The following is a 15,249-nucleotide window of genomic DNA, read 5'->3' as shown; positions in this document are numbered from 1 at the left end:
AGTGTAGATAATAAAGCAAATATGTGGAGCAGTGTTTTGCTATTCAATAAATATATTAACAGGCGAAGTGGATATTATTAGACAGAGAGGATAGACTACGTTATGTTTCCGATTTGTTTAATATACATTAAAGTAGGATATTAACTTATAGCTTAATTGCCATATGGACTACTAATGGTTATAAAAGGATATAAAAAATGGATTCCAATTATTGATAATTAGAATCCATTGATATGATTATATTAATGTTATTTGTAACTAAATTTTAGGTCTGTACCTTTATCCTTCTTTGCTATCTTACTTGTAACATATTGATCTACCTTAACCTTTCCTGTTGTAAATTCAGGTATATTGTATGACTTCATCAAGAATGTATAGTAATCTTTCTCTTTCTGTGGCAAAAGGAATGGCTTATGAGCCTTGCCATTTTTATCTATATAAGCGATGAAAGGACGAGTATAAAGGCCATCAATTCGTCTACTACTAAATACTACCCATCTACCATTACTGCTCCATGAGTGATAGCTCTCTGTATCTTTACTATTTAGTTCGCTTAATGGAGAAACCTGTTTATTCTTTAGATTTACAAGGTAAAGGTCTGCATCTTTATGCCATATTGAGAAATTACCATAAGCAGAAAGAGTAAACATAAGATATTTTCCATCAGGAGAAACTCGTGGGAATGATACGCTCTTACCCTCACGTGCATTATATAGAGTATCTACAACATTACCAAATGAGCGTGTTTTCTCATCAAAGCTTATAGAACAAAGGCTATATTTCACCTTGTCATACTTAGCTGGTATCTCCAAACTATCGGCTGAGCAGAAATAGAGAGTCTTTCCATCTGGTGAGAAAGCAGGGAAAGTTTCAAAGGCACGATCTGACATAAGTAACGGAGATGATACTATCTCATCCTTTTTAACATCATATACTACTACATCCGAAGCATTATCAAATACCTCTACCCTATTTCTATCAGTAGTATGGAACATCTGTTTGGTATTATTTACAGAGAAAGCTACATAATTACCAGAAGGGTGCCATGATGGATATACCAAAGCTGATATAGTCTGTGGAGTCTTTGTATTCAACTTCTTGAAACTATTCTCTCCTACTATGTATGTACCTCCATAATCAGACCTCATATGAAAAAGCATCTTTTCAGGGCTGTTCTTACAGAAAGCATGACAATTCATACATCCATATCCGGTCATCTTATTTGTAATTATCGCACTCTGTTCATAATCTTCAAGGTTACGTTGGTATATTCCCATCTCATTCCAAGTTTCATAACCCGGTTCAATAAGTCGATAGACTATATATTGATCAATACGATCTTTAGCAATATACAAATTGAAAGGAGCATATTCTATCCATTTATCACCTTTCTTAGCCTGAATAGTCACTCTTATCTTTGATGATGCTCTCTTTAGGTTATTCCAGTCAGACTGACCTATGGCAAACTGCCCGTCATTATCTTTAACCACAATCTCTTCATCTCCACTACGATATATTGCTCTAAATTGGGCTACTCCACAGCTATCAGGCATGCTGAAACAAAGTGGAGCTATATTTGGGGGAAGTGTAACATCAGTATAATCCGGAAAGATTGGGGGAGCAGAATTAATATGAGAGTCAACGTTCACCCTATCGGCACATCCCGATAATAGTGCTAAACCTATAATAGCTGAAATACATTTTATATTTCTCATCTGTTTTTTATTTTAGATTCTGAACTTTAAAAAATGCCATAAGCTTTTTGGCTGCTGAAGTGGCTCTTTTTTGAATGACTCATAGCGCTTCACAACAGCATCATCTATCTGATATTTCTTTAATATCTTGTCATCTCCTGATGCATATGCAACTACAGCCTCCTGAAAATAGAGAGGTAATGGCGATGGTAATGCTTTTGTACCATAGAACTGTTCCATAGTCTGCATAAAACGAGGTAAATCTTTAAATAGAAGATATAGAGACCCCAAATATTGCACTGTTATTTTGTGAGATGGATTTTGTATGGCTATCTGCTTCAAATCATCATCTAAACCATTTATTCCAGCAAAACGATTGTCAGGGAAGAGACATCTTCTCTTAGCGCCCAATATAGGATCAGCCTCAACAACTGCATCATTCCAAAGGAATTTTCTATATGATTCAGCCCACTCCTTATAAAACATTGTATTGTCTAGCAGATCAAGATATTTATCCGCCACCCCATAAGCCCCATAAATGATATTTGTTTGTACCAAGCGTTTTAGCATACGTGGTGAAAAATTGCCTACCCCCTCATTTGCTTCGAAAGCTGTACGTTGAGACAGTGAAATATGACCCATGGAGAAATATATATCACTCAAAAGAGCCGAAATATATGGTGTTTTGTTACTTACAACATAAATCGTCTGTATATCATAACAAGGTTCCTTAAAAAGGTTATCAGCCAACATGCCCTTCTCCGCAAGAGCTATATTAAGGTAGTTCTGATAAAGAAGATTGTTTATTGGTATATTGCCGCATCTCTCAATAATCTTATCCCATTGACTGTTGCTTGCATAATAGTTTAGTTCTTTGAAAATTTCACTTTTACTATCAACATATTTTTTGATTCCTGTTTGAGTAAAAACAGCCGCAGCAACAAATACAATGACATTAGCAGAAATAACCATCCATTTCTTCTTTAACTCAAACAGTTTGCTAATGCCGCATAGTACAAAGACAGATGATATAATAATCCAAGGCATATATATTATATTGCCAGGATGAAGTCTTAATGTAAAGTACCCATCAGGAAGTAGAAGTTGCTTCCACTCTCCTACCACCCCCTGCTTAAGAGAAAAATATACTGTTGTAAGTAGGATTAGTGGTAATATAAGTATGAAAAGTGATTTCCACTTTAAATTTGAAAGCTCCATTATTATCAAAATAGTACCATAAAGAGAGGCTATAGGACCTGCCAACTGGTATATCAGCAGTAAAGATATAACTGAATATACAAAACGGTAAGAAAATTTATTGATTGAAAGATAGAGACTAAGAAAAGCAAGCATCAACAAAATAGCCAAAGTTCCGGAATAACTATAATTTACATTATAATGCAAGAATATAAGCGAGGCTACAGGAAAAAGAGAGATAGGAAAAGAAGCTCGGTTTCTACTCCACTTATAAAGAATGCAGGATAACGCTAGAGCAAGGCATGTAAGGATAAATGCTGAAATAAAAATGCCAGATAGAGGATGAACAAATAGTTGAACTATAAAATTAGAAAGTACCTGAATTGCTCCTCCTGGTTGAAACAAAATATCGCTGTAAGCTTCTTTGCTGAATATGAAAGTATTCCACTGCTCCAGATAACAGAAATTATAATAACCTACAACATAGAACACAAAAGAAAGTATCAGAAACAAAATGGTACCTTCAATAAAAAGTATAGGTTTACCACTATTAAATATATATTTTTTCATGCATATAGATTTGTCACAAATCTAGTTAGAATAAATGATAACTGAAAATTTAGAAACACTATTCATAATGATTTAGGCGTATTTTATTCAAATGGATATTGGGAATAATAACATTTAAAATAAGATGGATAAACAATAATTATGCATCTTTTTTTAGTATTGTCTTTTGATAAAATTATACTATTTATATAAAAGAGTATGCATTAATTTTGCCATAAATCTATTATATAAATTATATACGATGAAAATCACCAAGATAATATTATTTACATTTTTATGTGCGATGACCATTTTAATTCTGAAGCAAAAAAAATACAAGATAACAGATCTCCGGAATTAAAAAAAGTTATTGGTTTCCTTAAGAAGATTCCTCAAAAAGGATATCTCTTCGGTCATCACGACGATACACTATACGGTATAGGATGGGAAGGAGACGAAGGAAGATCGGATGTGAAGAGTGTATGTGGTGATTATCCTTCAATGATAAGCTTCGACTTGGGTCATATTGAATTAGGTAATGAAAAAAGCCTGGACAACGTAGCTTTCTCAAAAATCCATAGAGAAATTTTAAATCAAGATAAAAGAGGAGGTATAGTTACACTAAGCTGGCATCTTGATAATCCATTAACAGGAAAAGATGCTTGGGATGTAAGCAGCAATAAGGTTGTATCATCTATTCTTCCCGGCGGTGAAAACCATTCCAAATTTAAACTATGGATAGGAAGGCTTTGTGACTTCATAAACTCATTAAAGGACGAAAATGGTAAAAAAATAGCTGTGATCTTCCGACCATGGCACGAACATACAGGAAGTTGGTTCTGGTGGGGAAAGAAACTCTGCACTGCCGACGAGTACAAAGCTTTATGGAGGATGACATATGAGATGATGAGAGAGAGAGGAGTCGATAATGTAGCCTTTGCATACAGTCCGGGCAGTGAATACAACAACACAGATGAATATTTTGAAAGATATCCAGGTGATGATATAATAGACATATTGGGAGTAGACACCTACCAGTTTGATAAAGAGGTTTATAAAAAGGAGTTAGACAAAGCTCTTAATATACTAAAGCAAGCCGGTGAAGAGCATAAAAAGCCTATAGCTCTTACAGAGACAGGATTTGAGGCAATACCAGACTCTACATGGTGGACTGAGGTTCTCATGCCAATAATAAACAGATATCCTATTTCTTATATGGTTGTATGGAGAAATGCCAGAGAGAAGGTAAATCACTATTACGCTCCATATCCAGGACAAAAATCAGCAGACAATTTTATCTCTTTCTATAATGATAAGAAAACTCTTTTCCTAAATGACATAAATAAAAAGATACACAAATAAATATGAACTCAATAGAATATAACAAGAGAATTAAGGAGCTATTCACTCATCATGAATCGTTAATACAAAAGAAAAATGAGATAGTAGAGGAAAGTAACGGCGTTTACAATCGTTATAAGAATCCTGTTCTCACCAACAAACATACTCCATTGATATGGAAATATGACTTTAATCAAGAGACAAATCCATATTTGATGGAGAGGAATGGCATCAATGCTACCATGAACTCCGGAGCTATCAAATATAATGGTAAATATATTTTAGTGGTAAGAGTTGAGGGTGCTGATAGAAAGTCATTCTTCGCTATTGCAGAGAGTCCAAACGGTATAGACAAATTCCGCTTTTGGGACTATCCTGTCACTATGCCTGAAGATATTATCCCTGCAACAAATATTTATGACATGCGACTTACAGCTCATGAGGATGGATGGATTTATGGCATTTTCTGCGCTGAAAGATATGACAATAATGCCCCAAAAGGTGATCTCTCTTCTGCTACAGCCACAGCTGGTATAGCACGTACTAAAGATCTTATCAACTGGGAGAGACTTCCTGATTTGAAGTCAAAACGCCAGCAGAGAAATGTTGTACTACACCCTGAATTTGTAGACGGTAAATATGCACTATACACCCGACCACAAGATGGATTCATCGATGCCGGCAGCGGCGGTGGTATCGGTTGGGCTTTAATAGATGACATCACTAATGCTGTTGTAAAAGATGAAAAGATAATAGATTATAGATTTTACCACACCATAAAGGAGGTCAAAAATGGAGAGGGCCCTCATCCTATTAAGACTGAAAAAGGATGGTTACACCTAGCGCACGGAGTGAGAGGATGTGCTGCAGGATTAAGATATGTTTTATATATGTATATGACATCTCTTGAAGATCCTACAAAGATTATAGCTGCTCCATCAGGATATTTTATGGCTCCTGAGGGTGAAGAGAGAATTGGTGATGTGTCAAATGTACTTTTTACTAATGGATGGATTGCAGATGAAGATGGAAAAGTATATATTTACTATGCCTCTTCTGATACTAGAATGCATGTTGCTACTTCTACTATCGATAAGCTTATTGACTATTGCATGAACACACCACAAGATGGTCTGACAACTAAAGCCTCAGTTGATAATATAAAGAGATTGGTTGACAATAATCTAAAAATATTAAACAAGTAAAATGGCATCTTTAAAGGAGAAAATCGGTTATGGATTTGGCGACATGTCCTCCTCTATGTTTTGGAAGATATTTTCATACTATCTTCCATTCTTCTATTCAAACGTTTTTGGTCTTTCACTAGCTGATGGAGCACTTCTGCTTCTTATCTCCAAATTATGGGATGCGGTATCTGACCCTATAATGGGAATAATTGCAGATAGGACAAGTACTAAATGGGGAAGATACCGACCTTACCTACTTTGGGTTGCTGTTCCTTTTGCAATAGCAGGTATATTGACCTTCAGTACGCCTGACTTCTCCTATACCGGTAAGCTCATATATGCCTATGTGACATATATATTGATGATGACAATATACACAGCTATCAACGTTCCTTATGGAGCTATGCTTGGCGTCATGACTGACAAACCTGAAGAGAAGACCGTATTTTCATCCTTCAGAATGTTTTTTGCTTATGCAGGAAGTTTTATTGCAATCGCAATCTTTGAACCTCTTTGCTGTTGCTTCAACAAGGCGACACCAGATATGGATGCAGCTGCACGTCTTCACTCTGAGCAGACCTCATGGCAACTTGCAATGATTGTTATAGGCATTATATGTGCCATTATCTTTGTATTATGCTTCTTATGGACAAGAGAGAGAGTGGTAAACAATAACCAAGAAGATCGTTCTGTATTGAAAGATGTTAAAGCATTAGGATGCAATGGCCCTTGGTGGATACTTCTTCTTGTTGCAATATCAGCACTGCTCTTTAACTCTATCAGAGGAGGAGCTGCTGCATATTTCTTCCAGAACTATGTTGGAGATAATAATATACTTTGGATCACTAATGAAGGAAATGAAATAAGGTTAACTACAGGTGTATATTTAGCAGTTGGCGAGATAGCCAATATGATAGGTGTAATATTAGCAGTTCCTATATCATCATTTATTGGTAAGAAATATACCTATATGTTTGCTATGTCTATGGCTGCTATTTTGAGTATTGTATTCTTTTATGCATCCGGGAGTTGGCTATACCTATCGCTTCAAATCCTTATTTCCATTATGGCAGGTATGACATTTCCTCTTCTTTGGAGTATGTATGCCGATGTTGCCGACTACTCTGAACTAAAGAATGGAAGAAGCTCTACCGGACTTATCTTCTCATCATCAACAATGGCACAGAAATTCGGAGGAGCCTTCGGAAGTGCTCTTATATTATGGCTACTCTCTTATTATGGATATAACACTGCATTAAATTCTGCACAGAACGACGGAGCACTTTTCGGACTTAATATGCTTATGAGCTGGTTGCCTGGCTTATCATGCCTTATAGCTGTAGTAGCTCTCATATTCTATCCACTTGGTGATAAGAAGATGAAGGATGTAACTGAACAACTCAAGACAAGGAGAGAAAACTATTAGTAATATGAATGAGAATATAATAACCACGTTAAAGAGTGAAGTCAATGAAACTTTGCTTGATAACATATTGCCATATTGGATAGAAAAGATGACCGATGTACAGGGTGGATTCTACGGCAGGATAGATGGCAATGATAATCATATTAAGGGAGCAGATAAAGGAGCTATACTAAATGCCAGAATATTGTGGACATTCTCAGCCGCATATAGACTGTTCAAGAAACCTGAGTACCTTCAAATGGCTACCCGCGCTAAAAGAGTAATCATAAATGGTTTTTTCGATAAAGAATTCGGTGGAATTTACTGGTCACTCAAAGATAATGGAGAGCCAAAAGATACAAAGAAGCAGATTTATGCAATAGGCTTTGCTATATACGGACTAAGCGAATATTATAGAGCTACATCTGATACTGAAACACTTGATTATGCAATATCTCTTTTCGAAAGCATTGAGAAGTACAGCTTTGACAATGATAAAAACGGTTATTGTGAAGCACTTACAAGAGAGTGGAACGAGATAGACGACATGCGTCTGAGCGAAAAAGATGCAAATGAAAGAAAGACAATGAATACTCATCTGCATATTCTTGAACCATATACAAATCTCTATCGTGTATGGAAAGATGAGAGGTTAGAGAGGCAGATTAGAAATCTGATAGATATATTTACTGATAAGATTTTGGATAAAGAGACCAGTCATCTTAACCTCTTCTTCGATGATAATTGGAACAGTAAATATAGAATTGTATCATATGGCCATGACATAGAGGCTTCTTGGCTTATTGATGAAGCAGTCTCTGTTCTTGAAGATAAAGACTTAAAAAATAAGATCCTTCCAATCATAAAGAAGATAGCCGATGCTGCATCTCAAGGGTTAACAACAAAAGGCTCAATGATTTACGAGAAGAACCTTGAAAAAGGTACTACAGATAGAGACTCACATTGGTGGGTTCAGGCAGAAACTGTTATCGGCTACCTTAATATGTATCAGCATACCAATGATGATGCATACCTATCAAAAGCCATAAAATGCTGGGAGTTCATAAAGAATAACCTGATAGACTATGACAATGGAGAGTGGTATTGGAGTATTTCTGATAATGGAGAGGTAAACCGTAAAGATGATAAGGCTGGATTTTGGAAGTGCCCATATCACAATGGAAGAATGTGTATGGAAATTATTGAAAGATTTTGACCATAAGACTATTTCAAATTATTTATAAGCTACATTTTTATTACCAAATATTTATTAAAAAGAGACCCCGAAAAGTGATATAAACTTTTCGGGGTTTCTCATATATAATTCTATAAAGTTAAAGTCCTAACAAGAACTTCTCCCCCTTATTCATAAACAGATTGTGTCCCATATCGTTCAAATGAGCAGTATCATTAGGTGATTGGAAATATAGCTTTCTAAATGCTTCATCCCATACATATATCCCACTCTTCTTTGCTGCATTGAATATAGGAATGGAGTATTTTGCACAAATTTCCTCCATAACACCAATAACCTGTTGGAAACCTTGACGAGGTACATTCCATGGAGTTACAAAAGCAATCTTTGCACTTGGATATTTTGCTATTAACGATTTACAGAGCTTATCCATAGCATCACTAACGATAAGCAATGAGTCTGAATTATTCTTCACAAATTCGGCATCATTATGACCGGCAATAACCAGTACATAATCCGCACTATCGTTCATCTGAGCATATTGAGTCAGCAGAGATTTACCAAAACGTTCACGATCGAAAGCTATACATACTCCATTGCGACCATAATTATTATATTTCATATGATACTTCTTGGCAACCTTTGCATGCCAGCTCTCTTCAACAGGACGTAGATGGTTTCTTACATAACTGTCTCCTATAACGTTTATTGTCTTCCCATAAAGTGAGGAATTGAGTATCTCAGAGGATACTGTCTGAGCCATAATGGCCAGATTACATGATAACAGAATCAATAATAAATAAAGTCTCTTCATAATATTAATAATAGTAAAAACAGAATATCGTTACTGTAAAGATATAATATTTAGAGATCAATATATGAAAAGTTGGTCAAAAACAATACCATTATCCAATGCCGTAATCTTCACTCTATGAGAAGCAGCCCTTTTCAATGGCAGCTTTATTTTACGAATGGCACGGTTATTAAGTACATTCTCTTTCCATTCCTCACTTCTTCCATATGTTTGATATGATATCTCCTGTTCACATGTCTCTCCGTCAAGTGCAATCTTTACGCGCAATTTATCACCGGAAACAGGATGAGTAGGAACAAAGCAGAGTTCTATTTCTACAGAATCTGCATCGATAGAGCCGAAATCATATCCCAGAGATAAGCCTTCAGATATCTCTACAGCCTCTACTTCATAACCCAGTCCCTCACAAGGTAGCCCTTTACCTTCTACATAATCAGCTGCATTGAACTTGTATTTATATGGTCGTTCCACAAACATCCCTTTATCAGAAGATGTATGAGGCACTTTCTTAAAGACCGATAACTTGCGTGGCTGAGCATCCATCATATATCTCCACTTACCATTATTATTTATGCCCTCATTATAGATATTTGTCAAAGAGGCTATGCCATCAAAAGCCATATCACTCTTACTCCAATCGGATTTACCATGTCGGGCAAGTTGTGCATAAAGATGTTTTTCATTCATCAGTGAAGCAGCTTGCAATGGGTACTTTATCAGTTGGAAGTATGCATCTTGAAGATCGTTGTCTACATCTTTACCAATCTTTTCCACATTGTCTGATATAGTTTTATAATCATTCAAACGCTTTGTTATGTAATCTTCACTCCAATTGAGGTCTTTAACAATTTTGAATTGAGGATCTTTCTCCTCTTCACGTGTATTCCCCATAAACTCAGGCTTTCGTATAAATGCCAGACGATAATACTCGTCCATTAATGGAGCTATTCTTTCACCTATACTATTCCCAAATTCTCTCTTTAGGAAGTTTTGCAGATGAGACTTTACGCCTATTTTGCTTACTTCATCGATATTCCAAGCCATATCCATGAAAAGTTCTATCTGATACTCTGCTGGTTTTATGTCACCAACATTCAAGATCCATATCTTCTGAATACCTTTATCATAAGCCTTTTTTAGCTGATGATAAAGAAGGTATGGACTAAATGTTCCAAGCCATAAATAGTCATGCGGACGTCCCCAATAAGAGACATGGTAGTAGAGACCACTACCTCCTTTACGCATATTCTCTTCTGAAGTAGGAAAATGACGAATGTATCCATAATTATCATCGCACCACATCAGAGTAACATCATCCGGTACTTGAAGGCCTGCATTATAAACATCCAATATCTCTTTATATGGGATAAATACTTGTGGTACACTCTCTATATCTTTATTTACATATTTAGTCAATAGCTCACGCTGGTCTTTAAAAACTGTTGTCAGCACATTTTTCTGTTCCTCCACACTATTGGCACCCTGCATCTTACCATCATGAACTCCTCTCATGCCTATGGTATACAATATCTCTTGCTTTGCCACATCTTTTACACGGCTTTCCCAAAAATCGTATACACCTTTCCTGTTATTTACATAATCGTATTCCCCTTTTCCACGAACACCCCACTCTACTGCAGCGCTACAAGCCATTGGCTCACAGTGCGAACCTCCTATGTAGATGCCATATTTTGCTGCCATCTCACGATTGCCATCTGTAAGGAAGAAAGGTTTTGTACATTCGTGCATAGCCGGCCAATATGTATTAGCCTTCAACCTTAATAGCAACTCAAAGATTTTCTCATTGGTACGTGAACCAATATGTCCCCTCTCAGGAGACTTCTCATAATTTTTGTAGCTCCAAGGCATAAGTCCCCAATCTTCATCATTAATGAATATACCACGATATTCCACTGAAGGATAACATACTCTCTCGTATGAATCAGGAAGAGTAAACGATTCTCTCTTTTTGGGAGTAACATCAGCCCACCATTCCCATGGAGATACACCTATCAATTCCGAGAGTTCCATTAGGCCATAGGCAGTACCATGGGAGTCGCTACCGGCTACCAATAGTTTTCCATCTTGAAGCGATTTAATAATAAATGCCTGCTTCTTACCTTTTATCTTAGATATCTCTTTGGAATAGCCTTTCAGAAGAGGATTAACTCCTATAGTACCAACGATGATATTGCCGGATTTATTAATATTTATATCAGATGACAATACTACTTTACAATCTTGAGTAAACAAATCCAGCGCTTTCTTAACTACTGATTGCTCTTTCTTATCAAAAGATATGTTTATCTGTTTTTCTGATATTATTGAGAAAGCGCTAGCTATTTGAGCGTTAACAACAAAAATAAGAGCAATTATTCCTTTTATATATTTCATTATTAATATTTTATTCATCGAAAATAGTAAATATCATTTATTGTCACAAATGTATCATCACTTCCATACATTATTTTTCTCTTGTCGCTCCATTCAGGTTTATCACCTGTGACCTTAACTTGAAGCTTATATTTAGCAAATGGAAGAGTAGGTGTCTTAATTCTTACTGCATTCTCAGGATACTTACAAAAGGTTATGACCAGCTACATAATGGCAAAATGAATTATACTTTACAAGATTAAATTTATGATTATGTAAAGCCGATACAAAAACAACTGTTAATGTCTACATTACATCAGGTAAAGAAGTTTTAGTTTTTAGTATTCATAGAAAGTTTCTGAATCTAATACAAAGATATTAAGGTTTCACAGCTGTGGAAAATAAAAACATCATTGATATTCATATATTTCACAGCTGAAGTGTATATAAACATCAATGATGAATATAAAAGAATAATAAGTAAAACTACTTCACGCTTGCCTTCATAGCCTTTATTATAGCCGAAGTAAAACCGGAGTGATCCAACTCATTAATACCCTTTATTGTTACTCCACCAGGGGTAGTTACTTTATCAATCTCTACAGCAGGATGAGTATCCTGATTGAGGAGAAGTTCTGCAGCACCCTTAACAGATTGTGCAACCATCTTCTGTGCATCTTTAGGATATATACCGAGTTCAATGCCTGCCTGCATGGCTGCATGAATATATTTCAGAACATATGCTATTCCACAAGATGTAAGAGCTGTTGTTGCAGCCATCTGACTCTCAGGAACAATCATTGCGAGTCCCATCTCATTAAAGATGTCAAGAATGAACTTTTCTTGTTCCTTACTTGCATTATGACTTGCAATAAGAGTCATACTCTGAAGATATTTAATTGCAATATTCGGTATCAACCTGAAAATAGTTTGTCCTGAACCTATACTCTCTTCAATATTCTGGAATGTAACTCCTGCTGCAACAGATACCAGTACCTGTTCTGGAGCGAGTTTGATTATGCTAAGCACTTGATTAACCAACCAAGGTTTTACAGCCAATATAATGATATCAGAAACTTCTATAGCCTCTGAGTTATCTGCAATAACATTTATATCAGGATATTCAGCCTTCAGTTCTTCTAACTTTTCGGTTGTAGGATCTGATACAGTAATATCAGATGTAGCAACGATATTCCCTTGTGCTAATCCTCGGGCAATTGCACCGCCCATATTTCCAGCTCCAATTATTGTTACTTTCATATCTTCAGAATTTATTTATATCTTAATGACTCATTAAATATACAAGCCTAAGGTACTATTGTTTATATTTATAGTAATTTTTTTAATCTTCCTAGAAAGTCGTCAGCCTCATCCATAGAGAGACACAATGGTGGAAGAAGACGTATTACATTTGTTCCACTAACTCCGGTAAATACTTTCTCTTCAAAGAGTAACCTTTTTCTTAACTCCTTAACAGGCTCTTCAAATTCCATACCTATCATAAGTCCCTCGCCTCTCACCTCTTTTATCTGACTTATCTTTTTCAGTTCAGCAATAAGATGTGTACCAACTTTAGCGGCATTCTCTATAAGGTTCTCATCCTTCATGACATCAAGGACAGCAGTTGCTGCAGTACAAGCAAGATGACTTCCTCCGAATGTTGTTCCAAGCTGTCCATAGACAGGTTTGAATTTAGGGCTTATTAGAACCCCTGACATTGGGAAACCATTACCAATACCTTTTGCTACTGTTATCATGTCAGGACGGATTCCTGCATGCTGATGAGCAAAGAACTTACCTGAACGGCCATAACCTGACTGAATCTCATCGAGTATAAGCACTGTGTTTGTCTCCTCACAGATACGGCTCAACTCTTGCAGGAATTTAACCTCAGGTACGCGTATTCCTCCTACTCCCTGAATACCCTCAATAATTACAGCACACACATCCCCATCAATAAGTTCAGATTTTACAGCTTCTATATCATTCAAAGGAAGATATGTCACATGACCATTGTTATTGATAGGAGCTATTATACTAGGATTTGCGGTAACTTCTACGGCAAGTGAAGTACGTCCGTGAAAAGCTTTATTAAAAGATATTACTCGTTTTCTTCCGTTATAGAAAGATGCAAGTTTTAGTGCATTTTCATTTGCTTCAGCTCCACTGTTTACAAGGAAAAGCTGATAGTCGTCGTATCCGCTCAATTCTCCCAAACGATTTGCTACCTGTTGTTGAAGTTTATTAATAACTGAATTTGAATAGAAACCAAGTTGTGCAACCTGGTTACTTATAGCCTCAACATAATGTGGGTGCGAATGACCGATGGAGATAACAGCATGGCCACCATAAAGATCCAGATATTCATTGCCTTTATCATCCCAGACATGGCATCCTTTTCCTTTAACAATGTTTACATCGAATAGTGGATATACGTCGAATAGTTTCATAATTTCTACTTTTAAATTTATAAAATGAAAGTGTGTCAGCTGATAAAATCTCGACACACCTTCATCTGATTTTATCAGAATGCCGAAGATTTCAGTCTAAGGCCTACTGTTTCTTCAAGATTGAACATTAAGTTCATATTATGAACAGCTTGTCCGCTGGCTCCTTTGAGCAAATTATCTATACAAGAAACGATGAGCAGTTTATTGCCATGTTTCTCAAGATGTATAAGAGCCTTATTTGTATTGACAACCTGTTTAAGGTCAATGTTCTTATCTATAATAAATACGAAAGAGTCTTTGCTATAATAATCTTCATATAGTTTCACAACATCTTCCAGTTCCATATTGCATTTCACTACCAATGTAGCAAATATACCGCGTGGAAAATCGCCACGATAAGGTATGAAGTCTATATCAGAGTCAAAGCTATTCTGAAGCTGTTTCAGAGATTGCTTTATCTCTGGCACATGTTGGTGGCAGAAAGGTTTATATATACTCATATTATTATTTCTCCAGCTGAAATGGCTTGTAGCTCCGGGTTTAACTCCCGCACCTGTACTACCTGTTATAGCATTTACAGTTACATCGTCGTTCAACAAAAGATGCTTAGCTAGAGGTAACAACCCCAACTGAATACAAGTAGCGAAACATCCAGGGTTGGCAACGTGCTTACTCTGGCAGATAATGCGTCTGTTAAGTTCTGGCAATCCATAAATAAAATCATGGTCATCACTCTCCAGACGATAATCCATTGAGAGGTCAATAATTTTGAGATCTTCAGGAATGTTATGGCTTTCTATGAATTTCTTTGTATCTCCATGTGCTGTACAGAAAAAGAGAACATCAATTTCATCTAGTGGCAACTGATCTGTAAATAGTAAGTCTGTCTCACCATAAAGTCCCTCATGAACATCAGTAATCTTGTTTCCTGCATTACTGCTGCTATTAATAAACTTTATCTCTACTTCCGGATGATTCAGAAGAATTCTAATTAGTTCACCAGCCGTATATCCTGCTCCACCAATTATTCCCGCTTTAATCATG

General features: G+C 36.2%; 11 protein-coding genes. 4 read left to right on the top strand and 7 right to left on the bottom strand.

Features of this window, described 5'->3' with window-relative positions; genetic code table 11:
• Positions 1–248 precede the first annotated feature (248 nt).
• Positions 249–1,715: a TolB family protein gene (locus JCM15092_RS02835; RefSeq protein WP_024993333.1), complete on the bottom strand. Its 1,467-nt coding sequence runs from the start codon at positions 1,713–1,715 to the stop codon at positions 249–251.
• A gap of 12 nt (positions 1,716–1,727) precedes the next feature.
• Positions 1,728–3,461: a DUF6057 family protein gene (locus tag JCM15092_RS02830; protein ID WP_024993332.1), complete on the bottom strand. Its 1,734-nt coding sequence runs from the start codon at positions 3,459–3,461 to the stop codon at positions 1,728–1,730.
• Between the two features lie 276 nt (positions 3,462–3,737).
• Here JCM15092_RS02830 and JCM15092_RS02825 point away from each other — a divergent pair, with 276 nt between their 5' ends.
• Genes JCM15092_RS02825 through JCM15092_RS02810 form a run of 4 tightly spaced genes read left to right on the top strand, consistent with a single transcriptional unit; the run spans position 3,738 to position 8,589 of the window.
• The gene (locus JCM15092_RS02825) at positions 3,738–4,802 is read left to right on the top strand and encodes a glycoside hydrolase family 26 protein (protein WP_024993331.1); all 1,065 of its coding nucleotides are present in this window, start codon (positions 3,738–3,740) and stop codon (positions 4,800–4,802) included.
• A gap of 2 nt (positions 4,803–4,804) precedes the next feature.
• A complete protein-coding gene (locus JCM15092_RS02820) occupies positions 4,805–5,986 on the top strand; it encodes a glycoside hydrolase family 130 protein (protein ID WP_034541468.1) in 1,182 nt (393 codons plus the stop codon).
• A 1-nt stretch (position 5,987) separates the two neighbouring features.
• Positions 5,988–7,394 carry an MFS transporter gene (locus tag JCM15092_RS02815; RefSeq protein WP_024993329.1) on the top strand — a complete coding sequence of 469 codons (1,407 nt, stop codon included), beginning with the start codon at positions 5,988–5,990 and terminating at the stop codon, positions 7,392–7,394.
• Between the two features lie 4 nt (positions 7,395–7,398).
• The gene (locus JCM15092_RS02810) at positions 7,399–8,589 is read left to right on the top strand and encodes an AGE family epimerase/isomerase (protein WP_024993328.1); all 1,191 of its coding nucleotides are present in this window, start codon (positions 7,399–7,401) and stop codon (positions 8,587–8,589) included.
• A gap of 118 nt (positions 8,590–8,707) precedes the next feature.
• Here the strand turns inward: JCM15092_RS02810 and JCM15092_RS02805 are convergent, their stop codons facing one another.
• The 5 genes from JCM15092_RS02805 to argC all read right to left on the bottom strand — a co-directional run bounded on the left by JCM15092_RS02805 (position 8,708) and on the right by argC (position 15,248).
• A complete protein-coding gene (locus JCM15092_RS02805; protein ID WP_024993327.1) occupies positions 8,708–9,382 on the bottom strand; it encodes an SGNH/GDSL hydrolase family protein in 675 nt (224 codons plus the stop codon).
• Positions 9,383–9,439: 57 nt separating this feature from the next.
• Positions 9,440–11,776 (bottom strand): glycosyl hydrolase 115 family protein, encoded by a 2,337-nt coding sequence (locus tag JCM15092_RS02800; protein WP_024993326.1) that lies wholly within the window; start codon positions 11,774–11,776, stop codon positions 9,440–9,442.
• A 465-nt stretch (positions 11,777–12,241) separates the two neighbouring features.
• The gene (gene proC, locus JCM15092_RS02795) at positions 12,242–13,015 is read right to left on the bottom strand and encodes a pyrroline-5-carboxylate reductase (RefSeq protein ID WP_024993325.1); all 774 of its coding nucleotides are present in this window, start codon (positions 13,013–13,015) and stop codon (positions 12,242–12,244) included.
• Positions 13,016–13,083: 68 nt separating this feature from the next.
• On the bottom strand, positions 13,084–14,205 hold the full coding sequence (locus JCM15092_RS02790; protein WP_024993324.1) for an aspartate aminotransferase family protein: 1,122 nt from the start codon (positions 14,203–14,205) through the stop codon (positions 13,084–13,086).
• Between the two features lie 74 nt (positions 14,206–14,279).
• The gene (argC, locus tag JCM15092_RS02785) at positions 14,280–15,248 is read right to left on the bottom strand and encodes an N-acetyl-gamma-glutamyl-phosphate reductase (RefSeq protein ID WP_024993323.1); all 969 of its coding nucleotides are present in this window, start codon (positions 15,246–15,248) and stop codon (positions 14,280–14,282) included.
• Position 15,249 lies beyond the last annotated feature (1 nt).

It is taken from the genome of Phocaeicola paurosaccharolyticus JCM 15092 (genome assembly GCF_000613805.1).
Classification (GTDB): Bacteria; Bacteroidota; Bacteroidia; order Bacteroidales; family Bacteroidaceae; genus Phocaeicola; species Phocaeicola paurosaccharolyticus.
This window is presented reverse-complemented; position numbering and strand designations above follow the sequence as displayed.